This is a genomic window from Gemmatimonadota bacterium, from assembly GCA_026706845.1.
GTDB lineage: Bacteria > Latescibacterota > UBA2968 > UBA2968 > UBA2968 > VXRD01.
Map to the genome: position 1 here is coordinate 1 of JAPOXY010000001.1, position 21,316 is coordinate 21,316.

Below are 21,316 nucleotides of genomic sequence, written 5' to 3' on the forward strand. Positions count from 1 at the left end.
CCTTGAGCAATGTGCCACCATGCTAAGCATGTTCCGTGATGATTTTACACGGAAGTACCGCACCATAAGCATGTCCCTGCGAAAGCAGGGATTCGGAAGCCCTTGCAAAACAACGCTCGCTAACTCGCGTCTGCTTCCCAACGCTAAAGCTCTCTGCGAGTGGGTCTTACGGGCTGTAAGATAAACGCCTCTAACACGAACACATATTATGACCGCGAAACAACTGACACTATCGATAGAATCCCCTGCATCTGACTGGCTCAAACGGGAATTGGCGGATTTCAACGCATTTGGCCAAAATACGATTGTGACCTCTACGGAGACAGAGCAGATTCGCCTTGAAACTTACGTAAACGAATTTTGGACCTCAAAACAAAGAGAGGCCAATGCACTCCACGAAATATCATATCGAGCGTGCTTCAAGCCTCAACTCCCCAGATTCTTTATCGAACGATTGACCTTGCCGGGCGACGTGGTTTATGACCCCTTTGCTGGACGGGGTACTACACTCATCGAATCTGCTCTTTTGGGGCGCATTCCCATAGGATGCGATATTAATCCGTTGAGTTCCATTATGACGCTTCCTCGCCTGAATCCACCTACAACCGAACAAGTCGCCGATAGACTATCCCATATAGAACTCAAAAATGTCAAATATCCAAAAAAATTACTGGTCTTTTATCACCCGGAAACCCTGAAGCAAATTTGCTCGCTCAAAAAATATCTGATCGAAAAAGCCAGCAAACTCGATTGGATCGATCAATGGATTCGCCTGGTCGCACTGAGTAGATTGACGGGACACTCATCCGGTTTTTTCTCTGTTTATACCCTGCCTCCCAATCAGGCTGTCTCTGTTGATTCACAAAAAAAAATCAACCATAAGAGAAATCAAGAACCGCCATTGCGAGATGTTAAAAATCTCATCCTGAAAAAAACGCGCGACCTTTTGAAACACTGCGACGATCAAATTCGAAAAATATTGGGATACGCTTCTAATCAGGCGCATTTTCTTACGCAACCATCTGATAGCATTCCCGAAATCGGGTCCAACTCCGTTTCCCTCGTCGTAACCTCTCCGCCGTTTCTCGACGTCGTCAACTACGCGCAGGACAACTGGTTGCGATGCTGGTTTTGCGGGATAGACCCCGCGGCAGTACCCATCACCATGGCGAGAAAAGTCGAACAGTGGCAACGCGAAATGACAAAGGTCTTTTTGGAATTAGAGCGCGTCTTGAAACCCGGCGGACATATCGCCTTTGAAGTCGGCGAAGTCAGACACGGCAAAGTAAAACTCGAAGAAGCGGTTATCCCGTGCGGCATCGAAGCGGGACTCACGCCACTGCTGGTCTTAATCAACGACCAAAAATTCACCAAAACCGCCAATGTTTGGGGCGTCGATAATACAACAAAAGGGACAAACACCAATCGCGTCGTCGTATTTCAAAAAGAATAATTGAACGATCTATATCCAACTCATTCAAACTGTTTTTTACTCTGATTACACGCCTTACCCTTGCCGCGGATAATATCTGCTCTTTGCCATAGCTCAACAGTGCGACTAATCGCGTCACCCTCGCCGAGATGTTTTATCTGTGTTCTGGTGAACCAGTCGCAGTCTCCATTTGCCAGCGCATCGGCATCTATATTCTCATCTGAAAAGCCATAAACGCGACAAATACCCTCTCTCTCTTCCACATCTTCGATATAGGACATCCACGGCACCTCCAGCCCGAGTTGCGTCCTGGTAAGTTCTTGCAAAGAGCCGACCCGTGCGCCGACATCCCAACCGACCAACTTTTCCTCTTCCCAACCCTCGCCTCCCGGCAACTCCCAACAATTCGTCTCATCATCGCGTCGCAACAAGAACCCTGGTTCTCCGCCATTCGGACACTCGATAAGCAGACGTGTCGTCTCAATCGGCTTGTCAAAACACACGGGAATAAGCCGTTTCCCATCGTCGCTCAAAGCCTCAAGGGCGGCGGGATTATACGGATAATATCCCGCGGCGGGCGGTGCGTTCACCGCACAATACTTATTAAAAATACCGCAACGGTCTTCTGTACTCGTACCAGCAGGAGCCTCATGCCAGACATGCTCGTTGACAATCAGCAAATCTCCCGCTTTAAGCTCTGGATCGATAAAATCCGGCAATTGGCTCCTATCGGGACGATTGACATCTAAAATATGTGCCTCCTCGTCGATTACTCGCGTCAGTTTGTGCGATTTGGGCGACACCAGAAAGGGACCGTACACCGGATCGAAATCAGTCAGCGGAATAATCGCAAACACCCAGTTCATCGACGAACCCACGGGGCGCCACCGTTTGTAATCGCAGTGGGCGCCACCCCCCTTATCGCCCGGCGTTCTCAGATACGCCACAAAAGCCGTCAAATGCGCGGGTTGACCCAGCACGGACTCTACCGCTCCAATAACCGTCGGATGCTCGGAAATCGAATTAAGCCCCGGTTCTGATAGTCTGTTGCCACTCACCGTGTACTTCGCTGGCTCGGGATACGAAAGCTTTGGTGGATACGCACCGCGTTTGACCTTTTCTTGCACAACGCGACGAAGGTCATTCGCTTCACTCGCGGATAAGACATTGCGAATAATCACATAACCATCCTCATGATAGTCCGAAATCTGTTGTTCACTAAGGGTCATAATGAGAACTCCTTCCAACGGGTTTTTCAATCATGAACGCCAAAGCCCCTTCCATACGAAGAGGCTTTGGGGCATTTTGATACAATCAGTTCTACGAATCCTCGTTGAACTTAATGCTACACCCGAGGGCTTTGGTCTCGGATATTGAAATGTCTTTCCCGGTCAACAATGCATCGAGCGCGTCTTTGAGATAAGCCGCTTCCACGGCATTGGCATCCGAAGCATTATCGTCAATCGCACCGTGATACGCCAGCTTGCCTTTGGCGTTAAAAAGAAAAACTTCGGGTGTACGGCTGGCACCAAATGCGCGGGCGACCTGGGATGCGGGATCGACCACATAGGGAAACTCGTAGGACAGCGTTTTGGCACGGGTGACCATCTCATCAAAGCCATCCTCTGCAACGCGTTTGGGATCGTTGGGATTAATCACAATAACGCCAAAACCCCTGCCGCGATACGCATTGCCAATACTGGCTACGCGGCTTTCCCATTTGACGGCCCACGGGCAGGAATTGCACGAAAAAATGACCAGAGTACCCTTCTCACCTTGCACACTATCCAGAGAGTACATCTTACTATCCGTGCCCTTCATCTCCAGGTCGGTTGCCGGTGCTTCCGCGCCCAATGCGAGTGTTTGGCTCTTGCCCGCGTCGGCATTGAAACCCATCGCTGCGACAAGTGCAATGGCGAATAATTTACGCATGGAATCCTCCTGATATTTGGTGGTATGAGAGTATCTATAGTCTTAATGTCGGATAAACGCGCTCCAAAGTATCCCTTAACCGCCCCCTGTTAATACATCGCGTATCTTCTTCTCAAATTGTTCGCGCGAGGTCTTCCCGAGCCAAAAATGGCGTTTATTGCCCTCGCTGTCGTACAGCCAGGTAGCGGGTATTGCGCCCCACCAGTCGGGGTCTAATGTATTGATAAACGCCCTATCGCTCTTCAATTTGATATAGCTTGGGAAGTCAACGCCATGCGCTTTCAGAAAGTCAATTGCGCCATCGGCCTGATCTTCGGAATCAGCAGAAATAAAGACGAGCTTTAACCCCTGGTCTTTGTACTGATTATAAACGGCCATCAAATCGGGAAACTCTTCAACACATGGTGGACACCACGTTGCCCAGACATTGACCAGAACGACCCTGGCATCGGCTTCTTTAACATTCTTGAGAATCTCCTCTGCCGTCGCGGGAATGAGAAACTGGCCAGTACTCGATGCGCGATCTGTTTCGGGTGCGTCGCAACTTACAAAAATAAGAGCAATAAAAACAAATATATGACGTTCCAAAAAGACCTCCGTATTAAATCGCAACAGTATTATCCACCCAGAGCGTCTTTATAGACTTGCAGGCGCTCTTGTATGCCCTCATCTGAAAGCGCGAGAATTTGCGCTGCCAGCACAGCGGCATTGCGCGCATTGTCAATGCCCACAGTCGCAACGGGAACTCCCGGTGGCATCTGAACGATAGCGTATAAGGCATCAACGCCGTTGAGCGCACCCGAAGCGCATGGAACACCAATAACCGGCAAAGTAGTGTGCGCGGCAATCACACCTGGCAATGCTGCGGCCAAACCAGCACCTGCAATGATCACTTTGAGACCACGCGCTTTTGCCGTGCTGGCGTATTCAGCGGTACGCTCGGGGTTGCGGTGGGCGGAGCATACGATCATATCGTAGGGAATCTGGAGTTCGTCGAGAATGGCGCAGCCTTTTTCCATCGTGGGTTCATCCGAAGAACTGCCCATAATAATGCCAACAACTGGATCTGCCATAAAAATCTCCTTTGGTAGTTAGCTTTTAGCGGTCAGCGGTCAGCTAAAAGCTTGTTCTGCTGACTTCTGAAAGCTGATCGCTTCTTTCACTGATTCAACCGGCGCACTCGCGCAGGTGTGTGGTCAGCTTGTGTCTCACTGGAAAAAATTTTGAGTGACCTGTCTTCAATGGGCAGGTCAATGCGGGCACCGCCACGGCGATGGGATTCCCGAAGAGCAATCGCAACCTCCAGAGCAGCGCGACCATCGGCTCCCGAGCAACGCGGCGGTCGGTTGTTCTCCATAGCATCAATCAGATCATCCACAGTGGTAATACCCTGACCCACGGGACGCGCTGGTTGCGGAAAGGGGGACCGCGCGGGGATACCCCGGTTCCCCAGGCCGCCTGAAACCCTCTGGAAAAACTCAAACTCAAGCGCATCCGATAAGGTGCGAACCCTGCCCTCTGTCCCAATAATATCAAATTCCCACGAAGCAACACCAGTCGATGTACCGCGAAGATACGCCCGAACGCCATTGTCAAAAGCGAGATACCCATTGCCCATCAGATCGTCATCAGATGCGGCTTCTTCATCCGACGCCATCTCTCCAAAAACCCATGAAACATCGCCACCAGCGAGATAGCGAATCGTATCAATCGCGTGACTGCCATTGTGCGACAAACCACACTGGGCATAAGCCGTGATCTGGAGAATATCGCCAAGCTCCCCCGCTTCGATCATGCGACGAGCTTCACTGAAATAGGGATTGTAACGGCGCGAGCAATACACGGCGATGGGAACGCCATTTTCCCGGCAAGCATTGACCATAGCATCGGCTTCTTCAAGGCTAAAGGCAATGGGTTTTTCCACCCACAAGGCTTTCACACCAGCCTCAACAGCGTCCATTACAATTTGTGGACGATAACGTGCCGTGGTAGTCACACTGACGATATCGGGTTTTGCCTTTTCCAGCAAATCGCAATGATTGGCATACAAATGGTCGCGATCAATACCCCACCGCTCGCCAAACAAAGCGCGCTGCTCATCGTGGGGATCAGCCCCCGCAATGAGATCAGTCTGCGGATGTGCGCAATAGGTGGGACCGTGACAATAGGGCAAGAAAATGGACCCGCCCTGAGTAATTTCGTCATCAAATGTACTGCCCATACGTCCCAGACCAATAACCGCTGCTTTATACATGGTATGTCCCCAGAAATTTATTTAAGAAAGATACACGTTATAACGCTTAGTTGCCAAATTGGTTGACAAAGATCAGAAAATCCCCATCGCAAGAGCGGTAACTCAAGCTCTTGTCAAAACGCGGTATCCAATATCCCTTCGGAAATAGGCCTTGTCAAAATCAATTTTGCCCACGGCTTCATAAGCCCGATCAATAGAAGATTTGATGGTATCGCCAATGGCAGTAACGCCGAGAACCCGTCCCCCATTGGTAACGAGTTGACCGTCTTCGTGCGCCGTACCAGCGTGAAAAACAATAACATCGCCCGGTGCCTCAGCGCGATCAATCCCGGAAATGGGAAAGCCGGTATCGTATGCTTCGGGATAGCCCCCCGATGCCATAACCACGCAGGTCGTCGCCCGGTTGTCGAGTTCAATATCGAGATCCGCCACCGAACCATTGCACACAGCCTCGATTATATCGACGAGATCTGTCTTGATCAACGGGAGAACCACCTGCGTTTCCGGATCGCCCATGCGGCAATTAAATTCGATCACCTTTGGACCATCAGCCGTAACAATAATACCGCCGTAGAGAATGCCTTTGAACGGACAGCCTTCCCGGGCGAGGGCGTTTATCGTGCGTTTCATAATGCGCTGAACAATATCGTCAAAAAGTTCCGGCGTAATAACCGGAGCGGGAGCATACGCACCCATACCACCCGTATTGAGCCCCACATCGCCCTCGCCAATCGTCTTGTGGTCTTGCGAAGGCACAACACAAACAATATTTTCGCCGTCTGAAAATCCAAATATCGACGCTTCTTCCCCCTCGAGCAACGCCATTGCAACCAGCTTATCGCCCGAATCACCGAAGGCGCGTTGCACCATCACCTCATCTACAGTTCTATACGAATCTTGCAGCGTCTCACAATAAATCGCCCCCTTGCCCGCGGCGAGACCGCTCACCTTGAGATAGAGCGGGTGTTGCCATTCCCTGAGCCGTACCTTAGCCGTTTCAGCATCCACAAAAGTTTCATAAGCACCGGTTGGAATATCGTATTTGTGCATAAGTTCAAGCGCAAAATCTTTGTCCGCTTCAATTTGCGCCGCTGCCTGTGTGGGACCAAAAGCCACAAGCCCCCGTTCCGCGAAAACATCGACAATACCATCTGCAAGGGGAGCTTCGGGACCGATGACCGAAATATCAATACCCTCTCGTTGTGCAAAATCTGCCAGACCGTGGAGATCGCTATCCGATATATCGACACATTCGGCATATTGCGCCATACCCGGGCTTCCGGGTGCTGCGTATAACCTGGTAATCTTGCTGCTTTGGGCAAGTTTCCAGACAAAGGCGTGTTCGCGCCCACCTCTACCAACGACGAGGAGTTTCATATGGCTTTCTCCTGGATGACTGTTTCTTCCTCAAGCACATCTTCTGGCGTTTGGGTAATCAGTGTGCCGACATCCTCGCCCTCCACAATACGGCGCATCATGCCTTTTTGTTCAAAATCGAAAACGTGAATCGGCAAATGATGGTCACGTGCGAGAATCACTGCGGACTGATCCAGAGCACCCAGATTTTTTTGAATAATTGTATCGTGACTGATGCAGCGATAGAGTTTGGCATCGGGATTTTTGTTCGGATCGTCTGTATAAATGCCATTGGCTTTGTGCTTGGCAAACAAAATGGCTTCTGCGCGCACTTCGAGCGCGCGCTGTACACCGGGATAATCGGTGGTGAGAAAAGGATTGCCAATACCACCGGCAAAAATGACAATATACCCCTTATCGAGATGCCGAGCAGCAACCAGGCGAATAAATGGTTCTGCAACTGCGTTAATCGGAATCGCGGTCATCACGCGCACCTCGGCATCGCTTTTGGCATTGAGCACACCGCGCAGCATCAGGCTATTGATAATAGTGCCGAGCATGCCGATATTATCGGCTTCGGAGCGTTCAATGCCCCACCTCACACTCTGTTCACCCCGAAAAATATTGCCCCCGCCAATAACAATGCCGATTTCAATACCCCGGCTGTGAATGTCGAGAATTTCGTCGGCAATATGTTCGAGTGCCTCCGGGTCAAATCCCGATTCCAAAGCACCTGAAACAGCACCACCACTGAGTTTGAGAACAACGCGTTTGTACCGCATACAATCTGACTCCTATAAAAAAATAATAAATGTTGATGTGTCTCTAAAATATATAGCGAAGCGAGACATGGGGAAAGAGGAAAGACGTTGACATTTGAGTAATATTGAATTTACTTCACACCACGATCCGCCAGCTTGCTGATCTGTGTTTTCTGGACCCTGGATAAGGACACGCGAATGCCCGCGAAAGATAGAGCCTACGTCGAATTTGAGAATGTCTGCAAAAGTTACGACGGTCGCACACTAATTGTCCAAAACGTCAACTTCAGCGTCCGCAAGGGCGAATTTCTAACCCTGCTCGGTCCGTCCGGGTCGGGAAAAACGACCTGCCTGATGATGCTCGCCGGCTTTGAGACACCCACATCGGGCGACATCCGCATTGACGGACGTTCTGTACACGCACTGCCCCCGCGCAAGCGAGGCATTGGCATGGTATTTCAGAACTACGCGCTCTTCCCACATATGACAGTGGGCGGCAACCTCGCTTTTCCCCTTGAAGTACGTAGATTTGACCGCGAGCAGTGTCGCGAACGCGTGGCGCGTGCCCTGGACCTGGTTCGCCTCAGCGGCCTGGAAGACCGGCGTCCCAACCAGCTCTCTGGCGGTCAACAGCAGCGCGTGGCAATCGCCCGCGCGCTGGTATTTGAACCCGATCTGGTGCTGATGGACGAACCCCTCGGCGCACTTGACCGGCGTCTGCGCGAAGAGATGCAATACGAGATTCGCCGCATCCATCAGAGCCTCGGTGTGACTGTCGTTTACGTCACGCACGACCAGCAAGAGGCCATGGTAATGTCGAACCGCATCGCTGTCCTGCGCGGAGGAGACATCCAGCAAATTGCCGAACCCGAGGCACTCTACGAAGAACCAGAGCGTTCATTTGTGGCCCGCTTCATCGGCGAAAATAATCGCCTGCAAGGCCGCGTAACAAAAGTAAATGGGGACATCTGCGAAGTGGAAACCGGCGGCCAAATCATCCAGGCGTTGCGCATTGCACCCTGCCAGAGCGGCGACGCCACCACGCTATCGATTCGTCCAGAGCGCGTCGCCATTGAACCCGAACCGGGCCTGTACACCAATGAACTCGACGCAAAAGTCGAGGACATCACCTTTTTAGGCGACCATCTGCGCCTGCGCCTGAACGTGTGCGAGTCCTTGGAATTCATCGCAAAAATACCCAATACCGTGGGACACGGAGCCGTGCTGAAAGGCGATAAAATTCGCATCGGCTGGACACCAACAGACTGCCGGGTACTCGACCCGGACGACGAGGAGGAAACGACATGAATACCAAACAGAGAAAAACATTATGCACCGCGATAATAACCGCGCTGGCGATGTTGACTCTGGGCTGTGATTTTTTGGAAGACCGACCGCTGACTGTGGTTTCCTGGGGCGGATCTTATGCGCGCGCCTGCGTCAAAGGCTACCACGAGGCATTTACCGCTGAAACAGGCATTAAAATCAACCTCGAAGACTACAACGGCGGGCTGGCGCAGATTCGCGCACAGATTCAGGCGGGCAATGTGCATTGGGATGTTGTCGATTTGAGATTCCCGACATGGGCGCAAGGATGCGATGAGGGTCTGCTCGAACACGTTGAGATCGACTCGCTGCCACCGGGAGCCGATGGAACGCCTGCGGAAGAAGATTTCCTGTTCGGGACATCGACAGACTGTGGCGTGGCGACGCTGTTTTACTCCACCATATACGCGTACAACAAAGAAAATATCCCGGGAGAAAAACCCACCACAATGGCCGACTTCTTTGACCTCGAAAAATTCCCCGGACGACGGGGCATGCGCCGCTCACCCCAGGAGAACCTGGAATTCGCGCTAATTGCCGACGGCGTACCGATCAACAAGGTATATGCCACCCTCGATACGCCCGAAGGCGTGGACCGCGCCTTCCGCAAGTTAGACACCATCAAAGACCACATCGTATGGTGGGAAGCCGGGGCACAGCCGCCGCAGATGCTCGCCGATGGCGAAGTGGTCATGACCACGGCCTACAACGGGCGCATCTTCAATGCACAGGTATTGGAAGATCAGCCCTTCGTCATCGTATGGGACGGGCAAATACTGGATCTATCTGGACTTGCCATTGTCGCGGGAACACCGAACCTCGAAGCCGCAAAGAAATTTCTCAATTTCGCCGCAACAGCGAAGGCCATGGCCGGTGTTGGTAGCTACATCGCCTACAGCCCCACGCGCCACTCTGCGGAGGCACTGATATCGACACACGCCGAAAAGAATATCGATATGAAACCCCACATGCCCAACAACCCGCAAAATTCCTAGCGCGCCCTGCGAAATGCCTGGGAATGGTGGAGCGTTCACATCGACGAAATGAACGAGCGATTCAGCACCTGGCTGGCGCAATAAGGGATATTCTACTCACATTAGGAGGGCATAACTTGAATTGGAAAAACAAGTGTAAAACGGCGTTTTATCTAATTGTACTGACCGCATTGGCCACATTGACCTCAGGTTTTGCAGTTGCCAACGAACGACCCCTAACCGTGGTCTCCTGGGGCGGATCTTATGCACGCGCCTGCGTCAAAGGCTACCACGAGGCATTTACCGCTGAAACAGGCATTAAAATCAACCTCGAAGACTACAACGGTGGGCTGGCACAAATCCGCGCACAGGTCGAGTCGGGCAATGTTCATTGGGACGTCGTCGATATGGAAATCCCCGACATGGTGCGGGGCTGTGACGAGGGCCTACTCGAACCCATCCCGGTCAACGCGCTGCCAGCAGGAGCCGATGGAACGCCTGCAGCACAGGATTTTCCGCTCGGGACGATGACGGACTGCGGTCCGGCAACGATATTTTACTCCACCGTATATGCGTACAACGAAAAGAATATCCCGGGTGAAAAACCCACCACAATGGCCGACTTCTTTGACCTCGAAAAATTCCCCGGACGCAGAGGCATGCGCCGCACGCCTCTGGTGAACCTGGAATTCGCGCTAATTGCCGACGGCGTACCGCTCAACAAGGTATATCCCACCCTCAATACCCCCGAAGGTGTAGATCGTGCCTTTCGCAAGTTAGACACCATCAAAGACCACATCGTATGGTGGGAAGCCGGGGCGCAGCCACCGCAGATGCTCGCCGATGGCGAGGTCGTGATGTCCACAGCCTACAACGGACGCATCTTCAATGCTCAGGTATTGGAAGATCAGCCCTTTGTCATCGTATGGGACGGACAAATACTGGACACAGGCGGACTTGTCATTGTCGCGGGAACGAAGAACCTCGAAGCCGCAAAGAAATTTCTCAATTTCGCCGCAACAGCGAAAGCCATAGCTGGCGTCGGCCGTTACATCGCCTACAGCCCCACGCGCATCTCTGCGGAGGCACTGATATCGACACACGCCGAGAAAGGCGTGGAAATGAACCCCCACATGCCCAACAGCCCGCAAAATTCCAAGCGCGCCCTGCGAAACTCCTGGGAATGGTGGAGCGATCACATCGACGAGATGAACGAGCGATTCAGTGCTTGGTTGGCTCAGTGAGAAAGTATCGTAATGCCCATCTGAGTAATACAACTGAAATGACCGGGTAAAATTATGCAAAATCCGAGTCCCAGCACACGGCGGGCAGATAGACGCAAGTTGCCCATCGGCATTCAGACCTTTCGCAAGATGCGAGAGGAGAATTGCTATTACGTTGACAAAACCGCTTATATTCAGCGGTTGGTAGATGAAGGCACGCATTACTTTTTATCGCGTCCTCGCCGCTTTGGCAAAAGCCTCTTTCTCGACACCTTAAAAGAACTGTTCGAAGGCAACGAGTCACTATTTGAAGGACTTCACATTCACGACCACTGGGACTGGTCGGTCCACCATCCGGTAATTCGCTTGAGCTTTGGCAGTGGCAACTTCAAAGAGCCGGGCTATCTGCAAACAAATCTCATGGCACAACTGGACGCTGTCCAACGTAGGGAGGCCGTGAAGTCCGAATACGCCACCGCACCCGAGCGTTTCGCCCATCTGATTGAGGCATTGCACGAGCGGGTCGGGCAACCTGTGGTCGTTCTGGTAGATGAATACGACAAGCCGATTCTCGATGCTCTGGATGTACCGGAGATTGCGCGTGCCAACCGCGACTTTTTGCGCGGCCTGTACGCAACCATCAAGGACAGCGACGCGCACGTCCGATTCACCTTCCTCACCGGCGTCAGCAAGTTCTCCAAGGTGCATCTGTTCTCAGGCCTCAACAACCTGACTGACATCACCATGGATCCGCGCTACTCAGCGGTATGCGGCTACACCGAAGCAGACCTGGACGCGGTGTTCGCACCAGAACTGCTGGGTCTGGACCGAGATAAAATCCGAGATTGGTACAACGGCTATAGCTGGCTGGGCGAGGAGAAGGTCTATAACCCTTTCGACATCCTTCTGCTCTTCCGACGACGCAGCTTCGAAGCCTATTGGTTCGAGACTGGTACGCCGACATTTCTTATCGAGACCTTGTTCAAACGCCGCGTCAGTTCTCTGGAACTCGACGAGATGATCGGCAGTAGCGACTTGCTATCGACCTTCGATGTCGATGAAATCGCGACCGAGGCCCTGCTGTTTCAAACCGGGTACCTGACCATTACCGGTGAGGAAAGCCTGGGTGGCGAATCCCTGTACCGACTGGGTTATCCCAACCGGGAAGTGCGCCAGAGTCTCAACCGCAGCCTGCTGCGTTACCTGGTAAAAGACCCGTCTCGCCAGATGGCGAACAGCGTCCAACTCTATCGCCTACTGGAAGCGAATGACTTCGAGGGACTCAAGACACTGTTCCACGCATTCTTTGCAAGTATTCCCTACGAATGGTACACAAACAACGACATCGCCAACTACGAGGGCTACTACGCGAGCGTATTTTATTCCTATTTCGCAGCACTGGGGCTTGACATCACGGTAGAAGACAGCAGCAGCCACGGCTGTCTGGACATGGCCGTATTATTCAACGGCAACGTGTACCTGTTCGAATTCAAAGTAGTGGAAATGGCCCCCAAAGGCGCGGCAATGGCGCAATTAAAGGCGCGGCGTTACGCCGACAAATACCACGCCCGGGGCGAGCCAATCCACCTGATCGCGGTAGAGTTCAGCCGTGAGAGCCGTAACATCGCGGCGTTTGAAGTGGCGAGTGCTTGAGCATTAAGAGGATTATCGCCGCATGATTGACCTGCTGGATGACAACTCAGATTGTGCCGCCATTGACCGCGCATTGCGTGAAGATGAGGCTGGGAAAACCATTCCAGGCGAGACCGTGAACGCGATCCTGGATGGTGCTACCCCTCTGAAGGCATGGCGACAATACCGCGAGTTCACGCTGGAGATGCTGGCGGATCGGATAGGCGTCTCAAAGGAACATCTTTTACAGATCGAGAATGGTCAAAAGTCTGGAACAGTAGATATATCCCGCCGACTCTCGACCATTTTAGACGTGGAATTGGAAGATCTGGTTGAATGAAAAATGGACACGACTTCATCCTTTATTGGCAAGGAATACCCGATTTAAGTCGACATGATGAGGGGAGAGAGGGTTTTATTCAGGGTATAACGTAGGTGGTCTACTATGCATGTACTAGAAACCATTGGTGACGAAAGAATTCAAACATATACAGTCAAGAATGTCCGCTGGAAGGGACACTTAAAGAGGCTGTCGTTGGTTTTAGAAGAGCAGGATAATACAGCCCTCAAAGACCAGCAAGCACCAAGATACTTAGACGTTCCTCTATCCGCTTGCGTTAGTGGAGGGGATACCGTTTTTATAGAGGGACAGCGCATATTTGTGCGCTGCAAAAACGGGGACGCTCAGTTGGCACCAGCCTACCTTTGTAGGGAAAAACTGTCTGTAGGCGGTCTTAAAGTTGATACGCTCATCAAAGAGATTACTCAAGCAGATGAGCATCTAAGCTGCATCTCGCTAGCAAAATTCCATTATCGGGATCAGCCAATTTTCGGGAGAACTTCCCGACTCATTGCCAGAACGTTTCATCCAGCTTATCCCAAAGTTTTAGGGTATATTGAACTAGCGACTCCTTTCTACATGAACAAAGCACGGGCGAAATTGCTCAACTTTCCTTTTCGCAACGGAATGGTTTCCTGGGAGGCGTGGGATATGCAAACCACGCGCCAATATATTCATCTCATCGTTCGAATTGCTCGCTTTGTAATCCATCCTGAGTTTCGAGGTTTAGGTCTAGGACAGATACTCACACGGCATGCTGCTCAATTCGCCCGTACACGTTGGCAGGTCGCTGGTCTACTTCCTTACTTCTTAGAGATTTCTGCTGACATGTTGAAGTATGTTCCCTTTGCCGAGCGGGCGGGCATGCACTTTATAGGTGAGACTGAAGGGAATCTAGATCGAGTCGTGAAAGATATGGGATACTTGATGAAAAATGCCGCGCGCGTCCGAAGCAAAGAAATTGTCCTCAAAGAGGCTTGTGGTATAGTAGATAAACAGGTGGCAAATATGGAACGGGCACTCAAGCTACAGAAGGAGCAAGGATGGTCTCGGAATCAGTTGCTGAACAGACTTAAGCGATTATCAGTTGATGATGTGCTCCAGGATTATGATCTGTTCTGGGATATTGTCAGTCTGCCCAAACCAACATATATGCAAGGACTGAATAAACCATCTGACCGGTTTATTAGCCGCCGTGTTGCAGAATTATCTCCCCCAAATGATTGGGAGCCAGTCGTTCTCCCTGTAAAGCCTCTTGATGCTCCTATTCAGGTTGAAAATCTCACGTTAAAGTACATTTCTCATGTTCGTCGGACACGGCAGACGCACGCCATCCAGCAAGCATTTGGGATCTCACCAGAAAATATCAACAATATCGTCGTGCAAGATCTCACACTCAACATTCTACCCAAAGAAGTCGTCCTCATCACTGGTCCATCGGGATCGGGAAAGACAACGCTCCTAAACGCACTCGCGCAACGCAACCTCAACAAAGGATTGAAACAGGAAGGACATATTGCCTATCCTGATAATGTTGTCATGGGGGCCTTTAAGCCGATCCATTCAGAAAAGGCTTTGGTCGAGATATTCAGTGCTAAAGAAAGCATGGGAAGCGTCCAGGATGCCCTCTATCTCATGGGAAGCGTTGGTCTTTCAGATGCCTTCGTGTTTCTCAAACGATTCAGCGAGTTAAGCACGGGGCAACAGTATCGCGCCATGCTTGCCAGTCTTATTGCTCGCTGCGCCAACTTCTGGGTTATCGACGAGTTCTGCGCTAGCCTTGATACGGTCACCGCAAATGTCATTGCTGATCGTCTTCAAAAAATGGCACGGCGGCTCGGTGCCACGCTCGTCGTAGCCGCTCCACACTGCGAGTTATTTCTTCACGCACTTCGACCTGATAAAGTGGTGCTACTCACCAACGCTTGGGAGCATAAAGTAGAGTCTGGTGCATTCTTCATGAGCCAACTCAATCCACCAGACCAGTGGCATAACCGCGTCCGCCAACTTCACTTGAAGGCCGAACCTTTTGCTGCATCTTGCCGGGGTGAAAAAACGCTTACTATCCGAAAAAATTGTCTCTCAATTAATCCGGGCCCGCTCCTGCTTACCTGCGGTAATGAACGCCTTCTCGTAAATGTTGTTTCCGTAGAGCATCTAACACTATCACAACTAACAGAAGATCATGCACATCGGGATGGGTTTCCTAATCTCAATACTTTGCACAATTTCTTGCATGATGCTTATCCATCTTTAACTGAGAAAAGTAGCCTCACAGCAATAGAATTTGAGCGTTTTTGAAATTTGATATCCGAATAACAGCATCGACAATTTGTAGTTGATTAATTCACTACTGCCAAGTTCATTTAGGAACTCTACATATGTAGCAGTAGCAAATGGAGATTTGCATGGATATAGACCAATGGCTCGAAAATATAAGAAGAGCCATCGGCACATTGCCCATACAGGATAACAAAGTTTTTCAAGAACTTTGGAATAACAAACTTCTTCGCTACGGTGGGGAAGATCCCGATCCGCTTGAAATTGACGCTCTCAGTACTGCACTCGCTTGTACTTGTTTAAAAAAACGGAAACCATTCCTTGTTGTATTGCCAGATCGGAATCCAGCCCGTCCTGCTCTTCTCTTTGCAACCGGTTTAATTCTTGATGCTATAAGTAGTGAGAAGGGACAAAAAGTCCAAATCGTACTCTATGCAGGTTCTCACATCGGTATCCGCGATCAGCTTGCCAATGTTTATGCTAGAAAGCTAAGGTTGGATGAGGTTTTCGTTCAAAGTCATGCCTCAAGCCGAAATACTAAAGTCCAGTCCGCGGACGACATAGCGAACTCCCTTCCTCGGGTAGCTACGGTCTATGCTCCCGCTGATCCAAGGATTTTTCTCGATGAATACCGACCGGATTGGATTGCTGTTGACTGCGGAGATAGCAATAATCTCAAGTGGTTAGACGCACTTCTTTCCAGCGCGGTAGAGCGCAATATTCCAATAGTCGGCTGGTGCCAAAATTCTCTCTCAGACACGGTCCAAACATTTTCTGTGCATGGTGCCTATATATTTCGCTGGCCCTCTGTTCAACAACTATCGTCAGCCCAGAATAAGGTTGAGTCGTCTAATGCTCTAATTAGTGCTATTTGTCTTGAAGGACCTGATATAGTGTCTGTCGAAACCCACTTGCAGCAAGCCTACCAAGTACTTCGTACTATAGTTAAACAGAACCCAAAAGGTCGAATGGGGCAAGATGTCCTGAGCATGTCGTGGAAGCAGCTTCGCCTTCTTGAAAGACTCTCCGTTCCTTTAGGTTTTTATGAATCAGAAGCCGAATCCTCTTGGAGACTTCGTACTATCCGGCATGGCCAGGAAACGTTAGGGGCTTTTGCTCAGGCACTACAGGAGGCCACCGGCCTATCTTCATCTCTTACACAATTCACTCGTAAACTTGAGCAAGCAATAACTGAGATTGATCATCATGGCCCGCCACACTGGAACGCCCTAACTGAACTCTGTATTGCGGATGTCGAATCTGATTCAGCACGCTTACTGCTCTTTTCGAGCGATGTTCAGTGTCAATTTTTTGAATTAGGTTTATTGGCTTACTACAATATGTCGATTAACGATCTGGCTACCCTCAACGTGACGTTTCTCAGTGCTCGCGACTTTTATGGTACAGGACGCCGTCCATGGATTGGACATCCAGATCGAGAAGATCTACCCGACCTTCTACGAAATGTACCTCCTGAAGCTTGGCAACTCGTGATTCCTGGCCTTCCAAACCCTCGTCTTCTCGCTCAATTAGAACCTGGATTGCAAGCTGGCGTACAGCTTCAATTTCTGATTTACTCACACCAGCTACCTTCGTTATCGTGGCGATTGAAGCAGTGCATAGAAGCCCTATCTGTGCGAGCCGAAGATGTTATCCATACGCTTTCTGGACTTGGTATCCTAACTGACTCGCTATCTGTGTCCAATATGCCTGCTCCATTGCGTAAGATGGAAAATTCTACTATACGTTTAGAAAACAAAAAGAAAAGGATCTATTCCCAAGTACGATCCCTGCCACCTGCTGTACTGAACCCTGTCGAAGAGATGGCCCGGTTATTTGAGGATGATACTGAATTAGATCAAGATAAAGATGATACCACACTTTTTCTCGACCATAATGAGGATAATAGTGACGAAGACTCACTGCTGGTGGACCATGCTGTGGAGATTATCTTTCAAGGAGGCTGGTATGGTCTCTTTGCCCCAGATGCTAAACTGAACGTAATTATACAAGGTTCTGACAGTAGCCTTGAGCTACGGTATGTAAGTTCCCTACGGTCTGGCAATCATGTATTATTCATTCACGGACAGCGTCGTCAAAATTTGTACGAACTTGTCGTCCAGCGTGTTCATAATCATCCCGCGTTTGCTCTCCATGTGGAATTAGTGAAGCACTGGCAAAGGGATGTCGCTGTTGCCTATCGTCGGTGGTGTCAGGCAGGAGATCGCAGCCGGAATATTACGGATTTACTTGCTGCACTCCAGGCACTAGGCAGTTCTATCGCTGTTTCTCAAACCGTAGAGGGATGGGTACAGGGTCTTCGTCTCTGCCCTAACGATAAAGAAGATCTTCGCCGTCTTGCTGAAGTGCTAAATATGGATTTCGTAATCCAGAACTACCAACTTATATTTAGAGCTGCTGAACGCCTGCGCGGGAAACATCGAAGCTGGGGGAGACAGTTGAATCATTGGCTCTTGCATGGTACGTCCTCGAAATCCGAAGTTGAATTGTTTGATGAAGAACTTGGTTTATCCTTTGGAGATTTGAGAGGATCCTTACTTCATTTACATATATTAACATGGCAAACTGTCCAAATTCCTGTATACCATGGTAATATGGTAGTAATAAAAAAAAAACAGTATTGAGACAACGAAAAATAACAGGTATAAGAAAATGAATAACGACATGCCCCAACAGAACACTGCTTACAATAACTCTGACCATAATTTAGAAGATTCTTTGCTTGCGTACTATCTTGCACATCAGGTTCGTGATCGTGCTTCAGGGCGTACTGAAAATGAATGTCTTGAGAACCGCCCTCAGGACGTTTATTTCATCGGCAATCTTCGCCCTAGTCCGGTAGATGATGCACAAGATAATTTCCTCAGTGAACTCATCAATAAACTGGCTCCGACCTCTTTTGGGGCAGAATTTGAACTATCTCCACAATCGGAGGTCATTACAATACAGGTTGCTCTGAGTTGGGCATGTTATTACCGAGTCTTCCCAACCCTCGATCAACAACGTAGCCGACAGAATCAAGAAGGAGACGCAGAAGACAGAGAAGAGTTTGAGCAGACGGCTTCAAATAAAAATACAATTGATGATATTGTCATAGAGGAAGAGGACCAATCTGTACTAAAGCAACAGCAGGAAGAGGAAAACCGACGCGTTGAGGAAGAATCTCCTGAAGTTACAGAATCAGCTACCGGACGTCGGAGGAGTCGGCGTGTCACAGATTCTCTTTATATCCGATTCCGGAAGATATCCTGCAAGGCATCAGGTTCCGTAATTTTGCGGCGTGATGGAGCATCTGGATGGTCGATTGACAGGTCTGCCCTCCAGGGTGCAGTAGACTTGGAGACACGTCGAGCACAACAAGTTGCTCTCGACGACTCTGAACGTCTTCGTACTAATGACTCTCCGCATACCCAGATTCGTATCCCTGATGAAAGCCTCACGGATGAGGACACTTATGAGAACTTTCTTGCAACACTCGACTGCGAAGTGGTTCCTGAATGGGCTTGGCAAATAAATACCAATATTCGAATTGTTGAGGGCGAAGAAAATGCCCTTATTCCGATCTTTGAGTTTGTCAATGTCTCCCCTTCTTCGGACCACCGCAATAACGAACCGTTTCTATTCGATACTGAGGCTAATTTCAAGGTAGAAGGAGCTGAGGTTCGTCCCTTTGAGGTCGAGCTTGCTCCGCAAGGCTTTCGCTATAAGCGCACTATGTGGGGGCGTGGTTTCAATTGTGCGGTCGAGCAAAACACTATATCTGCCGACCAGCTTTTCACAACACATACACCTATCTATGAACAGCAGCGATATGAAACCCGTACCGAACCAGAGGCACCTTTTGACGCGCTTGCAACCGATCCGATCCCTGTATTAACCAACATCTTGTCTGCAATGGAGTCTTATCGGGCTGAATGGAATCAAGCCCGCGGTGACTATATAAGACAAAATCCTAATTGGGAAACAGAACACGGTGAGGAGTTTAATCGAGATTTAGCAACCTTTGAACGCGAGATTAAACTTTTCCGTCGAGGGATAGACCTTATCCATCAAGATTCAGATGTACGTCTCTCTTTTCAGCTAACGAACGAAACTTTCAGACGTCTTGGAAGACATCCGACAAAACCAAAAACATCATGGCGTCTTTTCCAAATCGTTTTTATTGTTAGCCAAATTCCTGGAGTTGTATCGCTACGCGATTCGAATAGTCCTGACGAGGCAGAACGTGAGCAAGTCGATATTATCTACTTCCCCACTGGCGGCGGCAAGACAGAAGCCTATCTTGGCACAATTATTTTTCACTGCTTCTTTGATCGTTTGCGTGGAAAGCCAGCAGGAGTAACTGCTTGGACACGCTTTCCTCTTCGTCTGCTAACTTTACAGCAAACCCAGCGCATGGCCGATGTCATCGGCGTAGCCGAACTCGTGCGTCGAGAGCAAACAGACCCTCGTTTAGTTGGAGAAGATGTGGACCTCTTCGCCGTTGGCTATTTCGTAGGAAGTGAGGCAACGCCGAATGAGGTTCTTAACCCCCAGGCTTATACATACGCACAGCCAAAGGATAATGTTATATGGAGCCAAGCCAATGATCCTGACGAGAGACAACGCTGGAAACGAGTCGTTAGATGTCCAGCCTGTCGCACAGATACGGTATGGGTGGATTTTGATTCAGACTTAGTTCGAGTCATTCATCGCTGCACAAACGAGCAATGTGACTTCCCAAATGGTGAAATTCCCATCTATGTCATCGACAATGAGATATATCGCTACCTTCCCGCTGTCATTGTCGGTACTATCGACAAGTTAGCTGGAATAGGAAACCAGCGAAAATTCTCGCAGATTCTTGGGCTTGTAACTGGACGCTGCACACGTCACGGGTACTATGTGAAACAGTGCTGCCAGAGAGGCTGTGAATGGAAAGATGACCGAAGACATGCATTGGGTCTAGATCAGCCACCTCCACAAGGTTTGACTGGCCCCACTCTCTTTGTGCAAGACGAGCTACATTTACTGAAAGAAGGTTTAGGCACTTTCGACGGACACTACGAGACGTTCACACAAAAACTCCGGGCTGAGTTAGGTCAAACCAACACACTCAAACTTATTGCTTCATCGGCAACCATCGAAGCTTTTGAACGGCAAGTCGAACACCTCTATGGCCGTGCTAGTGCATTTGCGCGTCGTTTTCCGGGGCCAGGGCCGACTATCCGGGATTCTTTTTACGCTCAGACCTTAGAGTATCCTCAGCGTTTGTTCGTTGGCATCTTGCCGCATAACAAGACTATCTTCAACACGATGCTTGAGCTTATTGAACTTTATCACCGCGAGATTCAACGGCTTCAGAATTTGTCTTCTGGTACGTCCAATCCGTATCAAGGTACCTACCAGCCAGGAACACAACCATGGACAGATTTTCTTGACAACTACATTACATCTCTTACTTACTTCCTTGCAACGCGAGAACTTGATGGTATCCACACTGACCTAGAAGGCGATACCAATGGACGCTTTCGTCAGGATAAATTGAATCCTTTGAATATCCACGAACTTACTAGCAATACGAGTACTGCGGATGTGACGAGAATTCTTGAGCGACTAGAACGCACAGCCAATTTCGAGGATGCCGATACCGTGCTCGCCACCAACATGGTCAGCCACGGTGTCGATATAGATCGCTTTAATGCAATGATCTTTTATGGGATGCCTCGTCAAACTGCAGAATATATCCAGGCTTCAAGCCGTGTTGGTCGTGCTCATGTAGGACTTGTAGTTACGTGCGTGCATC

16 protein-coding genes are annotated in these 21,316 nt (G+C 49.9%); 9 read left to right on the forward strand and 7 right to left on the reverse strand.

Going from position 1 to position 21,316, the window contains the following annotated elements; genetic code table 11:
- The first annotated feature begins 208 nt into the window (after positions 1-208).
- Positions 209-1,453 (forward strand): DNA methyltransferase, encoded by a 1,245-nt coding sequence (locus OXG87_00005; protein MCY3867899.1) that lies wholly within the window; start codon positions 209-211, stop codon positions 1,451-1,453.
- A gap of 20 nt (positions 1,454-1,473) precedes the next feature.
- On the opposite strand, the gene OXG87_00010 is transcribed toward OXG87_00005, so the two are convergent.
- From OXG87_00010 to pyrH, 7 genes are all read right to left on the reverse strand, one after another.
- Positions 1,474-2,661: a phytanoyl-CoA dioxygenase family protein gene (locus tag OXG87_00010; GenBank protein MCY3867900.1), complete on the reverse strand. Its 1,188-nt coding sequence runs from the start codon at positions 2,659-2,661 to the stop codon at positions 1,474-1,476.
- A gap of 91 nt (positions 2,662-2,752) precedes the next feature.
- The gene (locus OXG87_00015; GenBank protein MCY3867901.1) at positions 2,753-3,364 is read right to left on the reverse strand and encodes a thioredoxin family protein; all 612 of its coding nucleotides are present in this window, start codon (positions 3,362-3,364) and stop codon (positions 2,753-2,755) included.
- A 75-nt stretch (positions 3,365-3,439) separates the two neighbouring features.
- On the reverse strand, positions 3,440-3,952 hold the full coding sequence (locus OXG87_00020; protein ID MCY3867902.1) for a TlpA disulfide reductase family protein: 513 nt from the start codon (positions 3,950-3,952) through the stop codon (positions 3,440-3,442).
- Between the two features lie 29 nt (positions 3,953-3,981).
- Positions 3,982-4,437 carry a 5-(carboxyamino)imidazole ribonucleotide mutase gene (gene purE / locus OXG87_00025; protein ID MCY3867903.1) on the reverse strand — a complete coding sequence of 152 codons (456 nt, stop codon included), beginning with the start codon at positions 4,435-4,437 and terminating at the stop codon, positions 3,982-3,984.
- An 86-nt stretch (positions 4,438-4,523) separates the two neighbouring features.
- Positions 4,524-5,618 (reverse strand): Gfo/Idh/MocA family oxidoreductase, encoded by a 1,095-nt coding sequence (locus OXG87_00030; GenBank protein MCY3867904.1) that lies wholly within the window; start codon positions 5,616-5,618, stop codon positions 4,524-4,526.
- Between the two features lie 102 nt (positions 5,619-5,720).
- On the reverse strand, positions 5,721-6,995 hold the full coding sequence (gene purD, locus OXG87_00035; protein ID MCY3867905.1) for a phosphoribosylamine--glycine ligase: 1,275 nt from the start codon (positions 6,993-6,995) through the stop codon (positions 5,721-5,723).
- Positions 6,992-7,756, reverse strand: coding sequence for a UMP kinase (pyrH, locus tag OXG87_00040; GenBank protein MCY3867906.1), 765 nt, complete (start codon positions 7,754-7,756; stop codon positions 6,992-6,994). The genes purD and pyrH overlap by 4 nt, the downstream gene beginning before the upstream one ends.
- 177 nt (positions 7,757-7,933) lie before the next feature.
- Here pyrH and OXG87_00045 point away from each other — a divergent pair, with 177 nt between their 5' ends.
- The 8 genes from OXG87_00045 to OXG87_00080 form a co-directional block, all read left to right on the forward strand.
- Positions 7,934-9,043, forward strand: coding sequence for an ABC transporter ATP-binding protein (locus OXG87_00045; GenBank protein MCY3867907.1), 1,110 nt, complete (start codon positions 7,934-7,936; stop codon positions 9,041-9,043).
- A complete protein-coding gene (locus OXG87_00050; GenBank protein MCY3867908.1) occupies positions 9,040-10,056 on the forward strand; it encodes an ABC transporter substrate-binding protein in 1,017 nt (338 codons plus the stop codon). The genes OXG87_00045 and OXG87_00050 overlap by 4 nt, the downstream gene beginning before the upstream one ends.
- A 116-nt stretch (positions 10,057-10,172) precedes the next feature.
- Complete coding sequence (locus OXG87_00055) at positions 10,173-11,279, forward strand: ABC transporter substrate-binding protein (GenBank protein MCY3867909.1); 1,107 nt, start codon at positions 10,173-10,175, stop codon at positions 11,277-11,279.
- A gap of 54 nt (positions 11,280-11,333) precedes the next feature.
- The gene (locus OXG87_00060) at positions 11,334-12,911 is read left to right on the forward strand and encodes an AAA family ATPase (protein ID MCY3867910.1); all 1,578 of its coding nucleotides are present in this window, start codon (positions 11,334-11,336) and stop codon (positions 12,909-12,911) included.
- Positions 12,912-12,933: 22 nt separating this feature from the next.
- Complete coding sequence (locus OXG87_00065) at positions 12,934-13,230, forward strand: helix-turn-helix transcriptional regulator (protein ID MCY3867911.1); 297 nt, start codon at positions 12,934-12,936, stop codon at positions 13,228-13,230.
- Positions 13,231-13,335: 105 nt separating this feature from the next.
- Positions 13,336-15,531 carry a GNAT family N-acetyltransferase gene (locus tag OXG87_00070; protein ID MCY3867912.1) on the forward strand — a complete coding sequence of 732 codons (2,196 nt, stop codon included), beginning with the start codon at positions 13,336-13,338 and terminating at the stop codon, positions 15,529-15,531.
- 107 nt (positions 15,532-15,638) lie between these two features.
- Positions 15,639-18,155, forward strand: coding sequence for a hypothetical protein (locus tag OXG87_00075; protein MCY3867913.1), 2,517 nt, complete (start codon positions 15,639-15,641; stop codon positions 18,153-18,155).
- Positions 18,156-18,183: 28 nt separating this feature from the next.
- Positions 18,184-21,316, forward strand: a 3,133-nt coding sequence (locus tag OXG87_00080) for a helicase-related protein (protein ID MCY3867914.1), incomplete at its 3' end; no start/stop codon positions are given.